A 14,590-nucleotide genomic window follows, 5' to 3' on the forward strand; every position below is an offset into this window, starting at 1 on the left:
CAGATGGCGCGGGAGGCCCTTCGCCATCCGAATCCCTGTGATCCGGCATAATGCCCGGAACACCATGGCGGTACTGGATTGAATCTGGCGATGCAAATGAAGGCGGACCTCTCTCCCCTGGAGACCTCACCCACCACGACCAGCGGCGACGACTGCCCCCTGCGCTGGTTCGACGCGGACCGCGGCGCGTTCGAATCGCTCGAGCGATTGATTGCCGAGCACCCGGCGGATTTCTTTGCCGGCGAGCATTTCGAGCCGGCCGGCGCCTGCGCCACGCGGGCAGAGCGGTTCGCGTCGGTCGAGCTGCCCGAGACGCCGACGTCGCCGCAAGCGCATGCCGATCACCTGCTCAACGACGTGTTCCGGCACGTAATGCCGGTGGCATCGCCAACCTTCGTCGGACACATGACGTCGTCGCTGCCGTCGTTCATGCCGTCCCTGGCCAAGGTGGTCACGGCGCTGAACCAGAACGTGGTCAAGCTCGAGACCTCGGGCGCGCTGACCGGGCTGGAGCGCCAGGTCATCGGCATGCTGCACAAGCTGGTCTTTGCCGGGGACCGCGCGTTCTATGCGCGATGGCTGCACGATGCCGACCACGCGCTCGGCGCGTTCTGCTCGGGCGGCACCGTCGCCAACCTCACCGCGCTCTGGGCCAGCCGCAACCAGCTGCTGGGCGCGCGTGACGGCTTCGCCGGCATCCATCACGCCGGACTGGCGGCCGCGCTGCGCCATTACGGCCATGACGGGCTCGCCATCGTGGTCTCGGAGCGCGGGCATTATTCGCTGCGCAAGGCCGCCGATGTGCTGGGCATCGGGCGCGACAATCTCGTGCCGGTCGGGGTCGATGCGGACGGCCGCATGCGCATCGGCCTGCTGCGCGACACCCTGCGCGAGCTGCAGCAGCGCAACATCCGGCCGATGGCAATCGTCGGCATCGCCGGGACCACCGAGACGGGCGCGGTCGATCCGCTCGACGCGATGGCCGACGTTGCGCAAGAGGCCGGCTGCCATTTCCACGTCGATGCCGCCTGGGGCGGCGCCACGCTGCTGTCGGAGCGCGAGCGCTGGCGCTTCGCGGGCATCGAGCGTGCCGATTCCGTGGTCATCGACGCGCACAAGCAGTTCTACGTGCCGATGGGCGCCGGCATGGTGCTGTTCCGCAGCCCCGCATGGACGCAGGACATCGTCCAGCACGCCAACTATATCGTGCGCAAGGGCTCGGTCGACCTGGGGCGCCATACGCTGGAAGGATCGCGCGGCGCGGCGGCGGTCATGCTCTATGCCAACCTGCACCTGCTCGGGCGCAAGGGGCTGGCGCAGTTGATCGAGCGCAGCATCGACAACGCGCGCTACTTTGCCGGCCTGATCGCGCAGCAGCCCGATTTCGAGCTCGACAGCCATCCGCAGCTGTGCATCCTGACCTACCGCCATGTGCCGCAGACCGTCCGCGCCGCGCTGGCCACGGCCTCGGCGGACCGGCGCGAGAAGCTCCTCGATGCGCTCGATGCGCTGACCATCAGCGTCCAGGAAATGCAGCGCGATGCCGGCCGCTCGTTCGTCTCGCGCACGCAACTGGTGTCGGCGCAATGGGGCGGGCGCCCGATCGCCGTCTTCCGGGTGGTGCTGGCCAACCCGGATACGACGCCCGCCATGCTCCAGTCCATCCTCGACGAACATCGCGCGCTGGCGGCGGCCAGCCCGTGCATGGCGCCGCTGATGGCGCTGGCGGAGGCGCAGGACGTCGGGTGAGATCTGGCGATCTCGCGCCGCGGATGGTGCACGGGATCGAACAGGGTGAGGCGTCACCCCTCATCTACGGCAACTTCCTGCCGGCCAGCGCCTCGCCGGACAAGCGCAATCCGTCCAGCAGGGCCGTGTAGAAACGCGGCCCGATGGCACCGTCGGCCACCGGATTGCCGCCAACATCTGCCGCTGCCGGATCCCCGCAAAAGATATCAGGAGTGGCAGACCAGGCCGTTCTGCAGCAGCCCCACCTCGAACCCGACATTGGCCGCGCGGCGCTCGCGTGCACCGGCAAATGCCCCGCCTGCCTTCCAATGCCGCGCAGCCAGGTCGATCCACGCCTGCGATGCCGTGTCGGGCGCGCTCAGCGCCATCTGTGCGTAAGGCGCCGGCGTCAGCCGCGCCTCGAGACGGCGATAGAAGCGCCATTCGGGCAAGCCCATCAGGCGGTCAAGCACGACCTCGTCCTCGGCGAGTGCTTCGCAGTCTCCGGCCATGAACGCCGATACGGCATGGATTGCGGATGCGTAGATCCGCGGCAGAGCGCCGGCGTAGCCAAGCTCGCTGGCATACGGGCTGCCGCTTGCCACGCATACCCGCTTGCCGGCGAGATCCGCAAGCGTATGAAGCGGACCGCCGCGCAGCGCGACCAGCCCGCCTTTCCCTCCGGTGTAGTTCGTGGACGAGGCGCTCGCCGGGCGCGCGCTGTCCATTGCGCTGCCGGCTATCACGAGATCGATCCCGGGCACGCTTGCGGCGACCTTGCCGGGCGCATCGGGCTGCAGCGCGACTACGCGCAAGCGCACATCAAGGCGAGCGGCAATATAACGCCCGAATTCCACATCGAACGCGTCAGGCTCGGGCGGCGTCGGGCGGTTCGGCGGTGCCGGACGCGGATAGGCGCGCACGCCAACTACAAGCTCGCCGCGCCTGACTGCCCCGGCAAGCACGGGGCCGGCAGGCACCGCGCGCCATTCGGGCTCGCGCGCGAGTTGCGCCAGCCAGCCTGGCCAGGGTGCCGGCAAGCGTTCCGGCATCTCGGGCATGCGCACCAGGATCGGCCCAGCCGCCAGCCTTGTCACCGCTGCCGCGAGCGCCAGCAGGATGGCGGCTGCCGCCACGTTGCGCCGGCCCGGCCGGCGCGCGCCTCGACTCCCGGCCTCTCCTTCGCGCTTGCCTCCGTACCGTACCCGAACCGCCGGCTCGGCAAGGGGCGTTCCGGAAGCCGGCAACTCAGCCATTGACGGTCAGCCCCTTGCGCCAGCGCATGAGCCGCCGCTCGACCACGGCCAGCACATAGTTCAGCGCCAGACCAACCAGCGCAAGCAGCAGGATTCCCGCGTACATCAGGGGAATCTGGAAGACCTCCTGCGAATTCAGCGTGAGAAAGCCGAGCCCGGAATGCGCGCCGATCATCTCGGCCGCTACCAGCGCGGTGACGCAGTACGTGCCGGCCAGCCGTACACCGGTGAAGATCGACGGGGACGCGGCGGGAAGCACGACCTTGCGGAACACAAAGCCGCGCGAGGCGCCCATCGATACTGCCGAGTGGATCAGCAGCTTGTCGACCTGCCTGACGCCGGCGATCGTGCTCAGAAGCACCGGCCAGAACGAGGCCCAGAAGATCAACGCAACCTTGGACAGCTCGCCGATGCCGAGAAACAGGATAAAGACCGGGAACAGCGCAAAGGCCGAAGTCTGACGGAAAAACTGCAGGATCGGATCGACAATGGCCTCGAAACGCGCGAACCATCCCATCAGCAGCCCAAGCGAAACCCCGAGCGAAATGGCCAACGCCAGCCCCCACAGCGAACGCCGCAAGCTTGCCCACAGGTGCCTGGCGAGGCTGCCGTCGCCCGCTATCTGCCAGATGGTGGCCAACACTTCCGACGGTGGACTGAGGTACGCTGCGCTGACGATGCCCGCACGCGGGACCAGTTCCCAAAGCAACAGGAACGCGACAATGCCCGCCAGGCCAAGTGCGCGATCGCCGGCCCGGGCGAACCACCGCCGGGCTGAAAAACCGGTGCTGCGCGATGCACGGGCGGTGACGGCATGCGATGTCGTCATGATGCGGCCCCCTCCCCGGCTGCATGGCGTATCACACCCTGCGCCGCCGGCGCGAGCCGGCTGTCGCTGCCGTATGGCTGACCCTTTGTGCCGGCCGACGTGGCAATGGCGGGCTCGGCTTCAAGCCGTTCGCCGGGGCTGGCGGTCGCGCCGAGCGGGCGTGGCGTAGCCGCCGGATTGGCGAACTGGACTTCATCCTTGAGAATCTCCCACGCTTGCTGGCGCAGCCCAACAAACTCCGGCGCATTGCGCAGCTCCGCTTCACGCGGACGAGGCAACGGCACGTCAAGAATCGCCTTGATCGTCCCTGGCCGGCGCGTCATCACGGCCACGCGATCGGACAGGAAGATCGCTTCGTCCAGGCTATGGGTGATAAACACGATGGTCTTGCGCCGTTGCTCCCAGATCCGCAGCAGTTCGCCCTGGAGGATTTCCCGGGTCTGGGCGTCGAGCGCGGCAAAGGGCTCGTCCATCAGCAGCACGTCCGGCTCGTAGGCAAGCGAGCGGGCAATGGCCACGCGCTGCTTCATGCCCCCGGATATCTCGTGCGGATAGCGGCTGCCGAAGCCATGGAGCCCGACCAGTTCGAGATACTCGGTCGCAATCCGTCGTCTCTGCGCCCTGCCGACGCCGCGTATCTCCAGTCCGACCTCGATGTTCTCCAGCACCGTGCGCCAGGGAAACAGTGCATAACCCTGGAACACCACCCCCTGGTTCAGATTGACGCCCTGCAGTTCCCGGCCGCTGATCAGGATGTCGCCGCCGGTGCGCTGCGCCAGGCCCGCGAGAATGCTGAGGAATGTCGACTTGCCGCAACCGGATGGTCCCAGGATCGAGAGGAATTCGCCTTCGCGCACATCGAGATCGAAGCCGTGCAGCACATCCACGGTTTCGGCAGCGCCGCGCGCGTTGCGCACGGTATAGGCCATGCTGACGTCGCGCGCCGTGATCTTCGGATTCATGGGAGCCAACGTCATGCCTTGGCCGCGGCAGTCGCGTACGGGTTGAATTCGTTGGTGTAGATGTCGCTCGCCCTGACCTTGCCTTTGGCGAGCTTGCCTTCAGCTTCCAGTACGTCGATGTAGTACTGGATCGGCGGCTCGGTGACGACCAGGTTGTCGACGTAGGCGTAGCGGTCGACAAACTCGAGCTTGAGCTTGATACGCTCGGAGATCAGCTTTCGTGCATCTTCCGGATGTGCATTGACCCAGTTGCCGGCTTTTGCCAGGGCCGTCACCACATCGCGTACCGCCTGCGGATGCTCGCGGACAAAGCGGCCGTGCGCGCTGTAGGGCTGCATGCCGCCGAGCCCCCCGTCTAGATCGAAGTCTGTCCACAGCCGCGTCAGCGACCCGGCATGATCGGCGCGGCCGGAAAACGGGGCATGGATGATGGCCAGGTCGGTGTTGCCGTTCACCAGCGTCTGCTCGGCCTGATCATCGGGAATGACCACGAAATTGATCCTGGTGACGTCGACGCCCTGCTGGCGCAGATAGGTCTTGGTAACGAACTCCGCGCAGGCGCCAAAGCTGTTGATGCCGATGGTCTTGCCCTCCAGATCCTTCGGCGAGCGAATCCCCGAAGCCTTGCGCACGAAGTACTTCATATGCGGGGCATCCCGCAGCGTCTTGTTGCCGGCGGCCACCACCTTGATGTCGGCGCCGCTTGCCACCGCGGAGATCACCAGCGGCACCATGCGGGTGCCGAAGTCGATCTCCCCGGTCCCGGTCAGCGGAATGATCTGCGGCGCGGACACCTTGCCGATGTACTTGGGCCGTGTGCTGGTGCCGTCGAAGTAGCCGAGCTGGTCGGCAAGGTAGACCAGGTCGAAGGACGGGTTGTCGGGGTACTTGAACTCGACCTTGTCGCCGGTCTTGCCGACGACCGCGGGCGCGGCCGAGCCGGCACCGGTGCTTGCGGCGGCCTTGGGTGCTTCGGCGTCATGGCGCGAGCAAGCGGCAAGCAGTCCGGTCCCGCCCATCGCGGCCAGCGTGCCGATGCGCATCAGAGCGTTACGGCGAGAAAGGTCAGCGCTTCGTTTCGACGACATTGCAGGTTCCAGATGGCAAGTGGGGCGGCCCGCGCGAACACGGGGACGCCAGGAGAAATCGGTCATGCAGGCACACCAGTATTCGGCAGACGCCACGCAAGCAGAACGAAGTTATTTGCCTATCGATATAGGGTGCGTCCGCCTGTCCATATGCCACGGCTCGCGGCAGCGTTCCAGGCGGGCCAGCCGTCCCAGTTAACGATCATGGGACTGCTGCGAGGGGCCCTGGCACGGCAGCCAGAAGCTGCCGCGTGTAGGGATGCGCAGGCCGCTCCCAGATCTGGTCGCGGCCGCCGCTCTCGACAAGCTGGCCTGAGCGCATGACCAGGATGCGGTCGGCGATATAGCGCACGACGCCAAGGTCATGCGAGATGAACAGGCACGACAGCCCATACTCCGCCTGCAGGTCGGCGAGCAGGTTCAGGACCTGCGCCTGCACCGAAACGTCGAGCGCCGACACCGGCTCATCGCACACCAGCAGGCGCGGCCTGACAATCAGTGCGCGGGCGATGCCGATGCGCTGGCGCTGGCCGCCGGAGAATTCATGCGGATAGCGGTGCAGCGCCGCGGCGGGCAAGCCCACGCGGTCGATCATTGCCGCCGCGCGTGCGCGCCGTTCGTGCCGGTCGCGCACGCCGTGTATCTGCAGCGTGCCTTCCAGCACCTCGGCGACGGTCCGGCGCGGATTGAGCGAGCTGTACGGGTCCTGGAACACGAGCTGCATGGCGCCGCGCCACGGGCGCATCCGCCGTCGCTCCACGCTGGCGATGTCGGTGCCGTCGAAGACGATGCGCCCCGCGTCATGGTCCGCCAGGCGCAGCACGGCCCGCGCGAGCGTGGATTTGCCGCAGCCCGATTCGCCGACCAGGCCCACGGTCTCGCCCGCGGCAATCGAGAACGATACGCCCTGCACGGCGGCGGTAGCGTGCGCGCCGGACCGGTGTGTCACATGGAGATCCGCGACTTCGAGCATGGCCGGCGCCAGCCCACCGCCACTGCCACTGCCGCTCGCCGCGCGCAGCGCCGGACGTTCGAGCCGGAATGCCGCCGGCGTACCGTCGTCACGACGTTCCACGCGGATCTCGGGCAAGCGGGCTTGCCGGTAATGCGGCACCACGCCGTCCGCGGCGCCCAGCGACGCGCCGAGCAGCCCGCGCGTATAGGGGTGCGCCGGCTCGCGGAACAGGGTCCGGGCAGACTGCTCCTCCACCTTGATGCCCTCGTGCATGACAGCGACGCGATCCGCCCAGCGCGCCACCACGCCGAGGTCGTGCGTGATCAGCAGCATCGCCATGCGCAGTTCGCGCCGCAGCGTATCGAGCAACTCCAGGATCTGGGCCTGCACGGTGACATCGAGCGCGGTGGTTGGCTCGTCGGCCACCAGCAGCTTCGGCGCGCACGCGATCGCCATGGCGATCATCACGCGCTGGCGCTGCCCGCCCGACAACTGGTGCGGGAAGGCATGGAAGCGCCGCTGCGGCTCGGGAATGCGGACCTGGTCCAGCAGTTCGACTGCGCGCGCACGGGCCGCCTGCGCGGATAGCGCCGTATGCAGCCGCAGCGTCTCGACCACCTGCGCGCCGATACTCAGCACCGGGTTGAGCGAGGTCATCGGTTCCTGGAAGATCATCGAAACCGCGCTGCCGCGCAGTGCGGCCATGTCGCGCTCGCGCAGCGCCAGCAGGTCGCGCCCTTCCAGCAGTAGGCGGCCGCTCACCCGCGCGGATGCCGGCAGCAGCCGCAGCAACGCCAGCGCGGTGGTGGACTTGCCGCAGCCCGACTCGCCGACGAGCGCGACCGACTCACCGGCGCCGACATCGAGGCTCAGGCCCGAGACCGCGGGCCGCGCCGCGCCGGGATAGCGGATGGAAAGATCCTGCAGCGAAAGCAACGGCTTCATGATGCCTCGGGGCCGTCAGCGTGCATGGATTTCCGCGGCCAACAGTTCGGGCTCGACCTGGATCTGCAGCGCCTCATTGAAGCGCGCGAAGAATGCGCACAGCGCCGCGCGCAGCGTCAGCTCCACGATCTGCGCCTCGGTAAAATGCTGGCGCAGTTGCGCCACCACGGTGTCGGTGACGCGTTGCGTCGTGACCTGCACGGTGTAGTCGCGCACCAGGCGCTCCACGGCATCCAGCCCCGGCACGTCGGGCTCCAGGATCCGCTCGACCGTTTCCGGCGGCACGCCCAGCGCTTCCAGCCGCGGCACATGGTGGCTGATGCAGTAGTGGCACGCGTTCAGCCGCGATGCCGTGACCAGCACGATCTCCAGATGCCTGCGCGTAATCAGCGCGTCGCGCGCGGAATCCAGCAGCAGGCCGAACAGGTGCGCTACCGCGGGCGGCCGGTGGCCAAGCACGCGCAGCATGTTGCCGAACGCGCCATATTCGCGCTCCACGCGTTCGAACGTGGTGCGGGCCTCGCCCTGCAGGGCGTCGGGATCGATGTCGTGAATGCGTGCCAAGACGCTCTCCTGTGAAGTGGGTAGATAAGGAAGCGAAGGGTGTTCAGCGGCGTTCGCGCGGATCGAAGGCGGCCGCCAGCCCGTCGCCGAGCAGGTTCAGCGCGAGCACGGTCAGCACGATCGCGAGGCCAGGCAATGCGCACACGTACCAGTCGGTGCGCAGCACCTCGCGACCCGCACCGACCATATTCCCCCAGCTCGCGACATTGGGATCGGCCAGCCCGAGGAACGCCAGGCTGGATTCAGTCAGGATCGCCGTCGCCACCATCAGCGACGCCGACACCAGTACCGGCGTGAGCGTGTTCGGCAAGATGTCCTCGAAGATGATCCGGGCGTGGCTCGCACCCGCGGCCTCGCTGGCGAGCACCATGTCGCCGTGGCGCAGGCGCAGCACTTCGGCACGCACCAGCCGTCCGAGCGCCGGCCACGACGTGATGCCGATCGCGAGGGCGATCTTCCATACCGATGGCTGTACCACCGCCACGATGGCCAGTGCGAACAGGAACGACGGGATCGTCAGGAAGAATGTCGTCAGCGCGCCGAACACGCGGTCGGCACGGCCGCCGTAGTAGCCGGCCGCCACCCCGCCCGCCACGCCAAGCACCACGGCCAGCGCCGTCGAGACCCCCGCGATCAGCAGCGAGGCGCCCGCGCCATGGAGCAGGCCCGCGAGGATGTCGCGGCCCAGCATGTCCGAGCCGAGCGGGAACGCGGCGTCCTGCCCCGGCCACAACAACGGTTCGGCCGCCATCTCGAGCGGGTCGCCAGGGTGTATCCAGCCTGCCGACAGCGCGGCCGCCAGGACCATGCCCAGCAGGACCACGCCGGCCGCCGCGCTCGGCGACGACAGCAGCCGGCGCAGCCGCTGCCGGCCCACGGATGGCGGCAGGGGCACCGGCACCTCGGCCGCAGTGCGGTGCGAACTGGACTGTTGCCGCTGCAGCGGCACGGAAATGGAGGAAGAAGGCAGGGACAAGCGACAACTCCTGTAAACACCCGGGGCTGCATCAGGCCAGCCGGATGCGCGGGTCCACGCGCGCGTAGACGGCATCGACAATCCAGTTGACCAGCACCACGACCACCGCGCTGCACAGCAGGATGCCGAGCAGCAGGTTGTAGTCGCGCTGGTAGAGCGCCTCGAACGCCATCCGTCCGAGCCCGGGCCACGAGAACACCGTCTCGACGAGCACCGCGCCGCCAATCACGGAACTGGCCTGAACACCGGCCATCGTCACCAGCGGCAGCAGCGCGTTGCGCAAGACATGGCGCGTCAGCACGCGCGCCGCGGGCGCGCCTTTGGCCACGGCCGTGCGCACGAAATCCTGCCGCCGCACCGCGATCATGCTGGCCCGCATCAGCCGCACATAGACGGCCATGTAGAACAGGCCGAGCGTCGCGGCCGGCAACACCAGGTGCCGCGCCACGTCCGCGGCGTAGGCCCAGCCCGCAAGACCGGCCTCCACCGTGAACATGCCGCCGACGGGCAGCCAGTCGAGGCGGACGGAGAACACCAGCACCAGCATCAGGCCGATCCAGAACAGCGGCGTGGCAAAGCACAGCAGCGCCACCGACGAGATCAGCGTATCCAGCGCCCGTCCGGCACGCGCCGCCGCCAGCACGCCCAGGGCCGCACCGATCAGCACCGCGAACGCAATGCTCGCGCCCATCAGCAGCAGCGTGGCGGGCAGGCGCTGCAGGATCAGGTCCAGCACCGGCATGCCCTGCCGGTACGAGTAGCCCAGGTCGAGCTGCGCCAGGTGCCACAGATACTTGCCGAACTGCACCCACCAGGGCTGGTCGAGCCCGAACTGCGAGCGCAGCGCCGCCAGGTATTCCGGCGTGGCGGCGCCCGCCTCCCCGGCCAGCACCTGCGCCGCATCGCCGGGCGCGAGCCGCAGCAGGAAGAAGTTGACGACCGCCACGCCGGCGGCGATACCGGCGAGCTGCAGCAGCCGGCGCAAGGCCGGTCGCCACGGCACGCGCGCCAGCCATGCCGGCTTGGGTCCAGGCGCGTCAGGCTTGGTCGATGGCATGGACATCGCCGATGGTCAGCGTGCTGCCTGCGCCGGGGCGACGCCGGGGGGCGTTGCGGTGGCGACGGCCGTGCCCGCGGGCGCAAGCCAGGCACGCTTGAGCGAGGCATAGACCTGGTCGACGCCGCTGACCGTATCGCGCAGGTTCGACGCCTGCACCGTGAAGAAGCGTAGCTCGAGCAGCGGGATCGACGGCAAGTCGGTCTGGACCACCGTCTGGAACTTGCGGAACAGCTCGACGCGTTCGGCCTGGCTCGGCGAGCCCTGCGCCTGGTCGATCAGCCGGTTCGCCTCGTCGCCGCGATAGCCCGACCCATTCGACCAAGGAATGTTCTTGCCGACAGTGTCGCCGCGGTAGGCGCGTGTCACGCCGACCAGCGGATCGGCAAAGCCCGCGAACCAGACCACCGCCAGGTCGAAGTCGCGATCTCCATAAACGCGCCGGGTATAGCTGGGGGTGTCCTGGGTGCGCACCGTCACGTCGATGCCGATACGCTTCAGCGCCTGCTTGATGTATTCCGCGCTGCGCTTGTAGTCGTCGCCATACGGCAGGTAGTCGATCTGGATCTTCAGGCGGCTGCCGTCGGCGCCGCGCTTGAGGCCGGCGGCGTCGAGCAGGGCTTCGGCCTTGGCCGGGTCATACGGATACTTCGGCACGTTGGGGTTGAAGAACTGCCCCAGCGTCGATACCACCGGGCTCACCGCGGGCTTGCCGAAGCCGAACCAGACCACCTTGTTGAGCGCGTTCAGGTCGATGGCATGGGCCAGCGCCTGGCGCACGCGCACGTCCTTGAAGTACGGCCGGTCGACGTTGACATCCATGAACAGCCACGGCGACAGCCATTCGTAGCCACGCGTTTCCAGCTTCAGCGAAGGCAGTTGCGACAGTCGCTGCGCGTCTTTCAGCGGCACCGGGTTGAACGGCGCGTACTGCACCTCGCCCTTCTCCAACGCCGCAGCGCGCGCGCTGGCGTCTGGGATCACCTTGAAGACGATCTTGTCCAGGTACGGCTTGCCCTTGTCCCAATAGTCGGGGTTGCGCTCGAGCACGATGTAGTTGCCCTTGCTCCATTCCTTGAAGACGAACGGTCCCGTTCCCACCGGCTTGTTGTTGTACGGGTTGTTGAGGATGTCGGTGCCTTCATACAGGTGCTTGGGCAGTACCTGCGCGCCGTTGCTGTTCAGCGAGCTAAGCACCGCCAGCGACGGCTCGGAGAAGTGCAGCACCACGGTCAGTGCATCGGGAGTCTCGACACGCGTGACCTTGCCGAACAGGATCTGGTTGCGCGGATGCAGCTTCTTCCACACGTTCTCCAGCGTCCACTTCACGTCCGCCGACGTGAACGGCTTGCCGTCATGCCATTTCACATTCGGTCGCAGGTGGAACGTGAGCGTCTTCGAATCCTTCGAGATGTCCCAGCTTTGCGCGAGCGCCGGCTTGAGCTTGAAGTCGTTGTCGTACTCGAGCAGGCCATCGAACACGTTTGCGCTGAAGAAACCGGTCGGCGCCGCGGAATTGAGCGCCGAGGTCAGGATCACCGGCTCCGGCTGGATGATGGTCGTGAGCGTGCCGCCCGCATGCGGCGCTTGCACGGACGGTGCGGCCGGCGCGGCGCTTGCCGGCGCCGCCAGCAGGCCGCCGAGCAGCGGCAGCGACAGCACTACGGGAGCCAGGAACGCGAATGGCCGGAGTATTTGCGAGGGCCGTGAAAGCGGGAGCGGGTTCTTCATGGTGACGATGGGCTGAAAGCTGGAGCGGGATCAGCGTCGGGCGACGCTGCGCGGATCCAATGTCTGCAAGGGTGACCAACTATAGAGACGCCCCGTGCTGCCCGGAACGAACGAATGCGCATGCCCTTATGCGCACGCATCGCGTATCCATAGAACGAACGCGTCGTTCGCATGGCGGCCGCGCCGCAGTATCGTCTTGGCAGCATCCCGGCCAGGCAGCACGGCAAGCCGTGCGGCTGCGGCCTCGACAACACCGACAACAGCTTCACCCTTTGCGGAGCCTCATCATGTCCAAGCCCCTGAAGATCGTTGCCGTCAACGGCAGTACCCAGCAGCCCTCGCGCACCCTCGCCCTGGTCCAGGCGCTGGTTGCCGAGCTTGACGCGCGGCTGCACGTCGACGCCCATATCATCAACCTGGCCGATATCGCCCGGCCGCTCGGCGGCGCGCTCTGGCGCACGGAACTCCCGGCCGCGATCGAGTCGGAACTGCAGGCGCTGGAATCCGCCGATCTGATCGTCGCCGCGGCGCCGGTCTATCGCGGCGCGTATCCGGGCCATTTCAAGCACCTGTTCGACCTCGTCGGCCAGGAAGCCCTGGCCGACAAGCCCGTGCTGCTGGCAGCCACCGGCGGCAGCGACCGGCACGCACTCGTGCTAGAGCACCAGTTGCGCCCGCTCTTCGGCTTCCTGCAGGCACTGACGCTGCCCATCGGCGTCTATGCGAGCCCGTCGGACTTCGAGGGCTACACGGTACAGAGTCCCGCGCTGCGCGAGCGTATCCGGCTGGCGGCCGAACGCGCTGCACCGCTGTTCGCGGCGCACCGGCGGGTCGCGTTGAAGGCAGCGTGAGCGCGCAACCGTTGACCGATGCAAGACGTCCTTACTGCTTGCGCGCCAGCCCCGGCTCCATCTCCGACGCCCGCTTGCGCCATCCCTACGCTCTCCGCGCTGGCCAAACGCGGGCTGCCTGGTCCTGCGGGCGCGCTTTCCGGCCACGTGAAAAGCCAGGGTTGTTCCTGCCACTCCCGCTTGCGGGAGCGGTGGGAAAGCACGCGCGACACCAGTCTCGCGACCGCCCATGCGGTCACCATGCCTTCGCTTCCAAGCATCCTCGGAAATATTCGTGGGAATGCCCCAGGGACGCGTGCTCCAATCAACCATCAGCCTTTCCGGTGCCAACCCGCGCCCGTGCGGCGCGCCAGCGTCCTCCCGATCCGACATGACCGATCTCTCCGACATACACGCAGCAACACCGCCCATCGCGCCCATCGTCACCGGGCGAGAACCCACCCTTCCCGACCCCGCCCGCGTACGACGCATTCGTGACGACGCCGAGGCCATCGACGCCGCGCGCGCGCTCGCCGATGCATTCCGCCCGGGCGCCTCGACGCGGGACCGCGAGCGCATCCTGCCGTGGGACGAGCTGGCGCGCTGGTCGGAGAGCGGGCTCGGCGGCATCACCGTGCCGAAGGCTTATGGCGGCGCGGACGTGTCCCATGCCACGCTGGCGGAGGTGTTCGCGATCCTCAGCGCCGCCGATGCTTCGCTGGGCCAGATCCCGCAGAACCATTTCGGCTTGCTTGGCGTACTGCGCGAGGCAGGAACCGAGGACCAGAAGCGTCGCTTCTATGGCGAAGTGCTGGCCGGGCAGCGCCTGGGCAACGCCGGACCCGAGCGGCGCTCCGCCGCGAGCCCGAACGTGCTCGAAGGCACGACGCGCCTGCACCGCACGCCGCATGGCCTGCGCCTGAGTGGCACACGCTACTACTCCACCGGCGCCCTGTTCGCACACCGTGTGCCGACGCGCGCGCTCGACGACGACGGCCGTGCGGTCCAGATCTGGGTGCCGCGCGATGCCGCCGGCCTGACCGTGGTGGATGACTGGTCATCGTTCGGCCAGCGCACCACGGCCAGCGGAACGGTGATGTTCGACCGTGTCGCGGTTTCCGCGGACGACGTGATCCCGGTCTGGCAACTCGCGGACCGGCCAGGTCTCTATGGCCCCAGATCGCAGTTGATCCAGGCCGCCATCGACCTCGGCATTGCCCAGTCCGCGTTCGACGACGCCATCGCCTTCGTGCGCGAGCACGCCCGCCCGTGGATCGATGCAGGTGTCGCGCGCGCGACCGAAGACCCGCATCTGATTGCCGACGTCGGCCGGCTGGCCGTCGATCTCGAAGCCGCCCGCGCAGTGCTGCGCGAAGCGGCACTGACGCTCGACGGCATTGCCGCGCGCCCCGTCACCGAAGCATCGAGCGCGCAGGCTTCCGTCGCGGTGGCCGAGGCCAAGGTCCTGACCACCGAGGTCGCGCTGCAGGCCAGCGAAAAGCTGTTCGAGCTGGCCGGCTCCTCCGCCACGCGCGCCGGGCACAACCTCGACCGCCACTGGCGCAATGCACGCACGCACACGCTGCACGACCCGGTGCGCTGGAAGCTGCATCTGATCGGCAACTATCAACTGAACCACGCGCTGCCAAAGCGGCATTCCTGGAACTGA

At 67.9% G+C, this 14,590-nt stretch carries 12 protein-coding genes; 3 read left to right on the forward strand and 9 right to left on the reverse strand.

Going from position 1 to position 14,590, the window contains the following annotated elements:
- The first annotated feature begins 96 nt into the window (after nt 1-96).
- Complete coding sequence (gene panP, locus LIN44_RS10805; RefSeq protein ID WP_227312086.1) at nt 97-1,749, forward strand: pyridoxal-dependent aspartate 1-decarboxylase PanP; 1,653 nt, start codon at nt 97-99, stop codon at nt 1,747-1,749.
- Between the two features lie 206 nt (nt 1,750-1,955).
- On the opposite strand, the gene LIN44_RS10810 is transcribed toward panP, so the two are convergent.
- From LIN44_RS10810 to LIN44_RS10850, 9 genes are all read right to left on the reverse strand, one after another.
- The gene (locus LIN44_RS10810; protein ID WP_227312087.1) at nt 1,956-2,864 is read right to left on the reverse strand and encodes an ABC transporter substrate-binding protein; all 909 of its coding nucleotides are present in this window, start codon (nt 2,862-2,864) and stop codon (nt 1,956-1,958) included.
- Nucleotides 2,865-2,976: 112 nt separating this feature from the next.
- Complete coding sequence (locus tag LIN44_RS10815) at nt 2,977-3,813, reverse strand: ABC transporter permease (RefSeq protein WP_227312088.1); 837 nt, start codon at nt 3,811-3,813, stop codon at nt 2,977-2,979.
- Nucleotides 3,810-4,775, reverse strand: a complete 966-nt coding sequence (locus tag LIN44_RS10820; RefSeq protein ID WP_227312089.1) for an ABC transporter ATP-binding protein — start codon at nt 4,773-4,775, stop codon at nt 3,810-3,812. The genes LIN44_RS10815 and LIN44_RS10820 overlap by 4 nt, the downstream gene beginning before the upstream one ends.
- Nucleotides 4,776-4,786: 11 nt before the next feature.
- Nucleotides 4,787-5,863, reverse strand: coding sequence for an ABC transporter substrate-binding protein (locus tag LIN44_RS10825; RefSeq protein ID WP_227314379.1), 1,077 nt, complete (start codon nt 5,861-5,863; stop codon nt 4,787-4,789).
- A 202-nt stretch (nt 5,864-6,065) separates the two neighbouring features.
- The gene (locus LIN44_RS10830) at nt 6,066-7,763 is read right to left on the reverse strand and encodes an ABC transporter ATP-binding protein (RefSeq protein ID WP_227312090.1); all 1,698 of its coding nucleotides are present in this window, start codon (nt 7,761-7,763) and stop codon (nt 6,066-6,068) included.
- Nucleotides 7,764-7,778: 15 nt separating this feature from the next.
- Nucleotides 7,779-8,327 carry a carboxymuconolactone decarboxylase family protein gene (locus LIN44_RS10835; RefSeq protein WP_227312091.1) on the reverse strand — a complete coding sequence of 183 codons (549 nt, stop codon included), beginning with the start codon at nt 8,325-8,327 and terminating at the stop codon, nt 7,779-7,781.
- 43 nt (nt 8,328-8,370) lie between these two features.
- Nucleotides 8,371-9,135, reverse strand: a complete 765-nt coding sequence (locus tag LIN44_RS10840; protein WP_370641648.1) for an ABC transporter permease — start codon at nt 9,133-9,135, stop codon at nt 8,371-8,373.
- A gap of 199 nt (nt 9,136-9,334) precedes the next feature.
- Entirely contained in the window at nt 9,335-10,366 is a 1,032-nt protein-coding gene (locus LIN44_RS10845; protein ID WP_227312092.1) for an ABC transporter permease, read from the reverse strand.
- A 9-nt stretch (nt 10,367-10,375) separates the two neighbouring features.
- Nucleotides 10,376-12,091: an ABC transporter substrate-binding protein gene (locus LIN44_RS10850; protein WP_227312093.1), complete on the reverse strand. Its 1,716-nt coding sequence runs from the start codon at nt 12,089-12,091 to the stop codon at nt 10,376-10,378.
- A gap of 287 nt (nt 12,092-12,378) precedes the next feature.
- Between LIN44_RS10850 and msuE the strand changes: the two genes are divergently transcribed.
- Both msuE and LIN44_RS10860 read left to right on the forward strand, forming a co-directional pair.
- The gene (msuE, locus tag LIN44_RS10855; protein WP_227312094.1) at nt 12,379-12,942 is read left to right on the forward strand and encodes an FMN reductase; all 564 of its coding nucleotides are present in this window, start codon (nt 12,379-12,381) and stop codon (nt 12,940-12,942) included.
- Nucleotides 12,943-13,312: 370 nt separating this feature from the next.
- Nucleotides 13,313-14,590, forward strand: a complete 1,278-nt coding sequence (locus LIN44_RS10860; RefSeq protein ID WP_227312095.1) for an SfnB family sulfur acquisition oxidoreductase — start codon at nt 13,313-13,315, stop codon at nt 14,588-14,590.

It is taken from the genome of Cupriavidus sp. MP-37, assembly GCF_020618415.1.
Classification (GTDB): domain Bacteria; phylum Pseudomonadota; class Gammaproteobacteria; order Burkholderiales; family Burkholderiaceae; genus Cupriavidus.

Bases quoted from the DNA above. Each gene is read 5' to 3' on its own strand.
- panP (WP_227312086.1), top strand. From the start codon at position 97: ATGAAGGCGGACCTCTCTCCCCTGGAGACCTCACCCACCACGACCAGC.
- LIN44_RS10815 (WP_227312088.1), bottom strand. From the start codon at position 3,813: ATGACGACATCGCATGCCGTCACCGCCCGTGCATCGCGCAGCACCGGT.
- LIN44_RS10820 (WP_227312089.1), bottom strand. From the start codon at position 4,775: ATGAATCCGAAGATCACGGCGCGCGACGTCAGCATGGCCTATACCGTG.
- LIN44_RS10825 (WP_227314379.1), bottom strand. From the start codon at position 5,863: ATGTCGTCGAAACGAAGCGCTGACCTTTCTCGCCGTAACGCTCTGATG.
- LIN44_RS10830 (WP_227312090.1), bottom strand. From the start codon at position 7,763: ATGAAGCCGTTGCTTTCGCTGCAGGATCTTTCCATCCGCTATCCCGGC.
- LIN44_RS10840 (WP_370641648.1), bottom strand. From the start codon at position 9,135: ATGGTCCTGGCGGCCGCGCTGTCGGCAGGCTGGATACACCCTGGCGAC.
- LIN44_RS10845 (WP_227312092.1), bottom strand. From the start codon at position 10,366: ATGTCCATGCCATCGACCAAGCCTGACGCGCCTGGACCCAAGCCGGCA.
- LIN44_RS10850 (WP_227312093.1), bottom strand. From the start codon at position 12,091: ATGAAGAACCCGCTCCCGCTTTCACGGCCCTCGCAAATACTCCGGCCA.
- msuE (WP_227312094.1), top strand. From the start codon at position 12,379: ATGTCCAAGCCCCTGAAGATCGTTGCCGTCAACGGCAGTACCCAGCAG.
- LIN44_RS10860 (WP_227312095.1), top strand. From the start codon at position 13,313: ATGACCGATCTCTCCGACATACACGCAGCAACACCGCCCATCGCGCCC.